Annotated in this window: 1 protein-coding gene; it reads left to right on the top strand. The window is 57.7% G+C overall.

The genetic code is table 11. The annotated features are described in order from the left end of the window. Positions 1 to 331: NlpC/P60 family protein (locus tag MTCD1_RS18770; RefSeq protein ID WP_143760162.1), on the top strand; the 331-nt coding region annotated here is incomplete at both ends.

Genomic DNA, 331 nt, shown 5'->3' with positions numbered 1-331 from the left:
CCGGACTTTCATCGTGAGGATGACTGGTGGCGTAACGGCCAGAATCTCTATCTGGATAATCTGGAGGCGACGGGGCTGTATCAGGTGCCGTTGTCAGCGGCACAGCCGGGCGATGTGCTGCTGTGCTGTTTTGGTTCATCAGTGCCGAATCACGCCGCAATTTACTGCGGCGACGGCGAGCTGCTGCACCATATTCCTGAACAACTGAGCAAACGAGAGAGGTACACCGACAAATGGCAGCGACGCACACACTCCCTCTGGCGTCACCGGGCATGGCGCGCATCTGCCTTTACGGGGATTTACAACGATTTGGTCGCCGCATCGACCTTCG

The organism is Colwellia marinimaniae, from assembly GCF_002207865.1.
Lineage (GTDB): Bacteria > Pseudomonadota > Gammaproteobacteria > Enterobacterales > Alteromonadaceae > Colwellia > Colwellia marinimaniae.
Note: the sequence above shows the minus strand (reverse complement) of the source record. Positions and strands in the feature narration are given on the sequence as shown.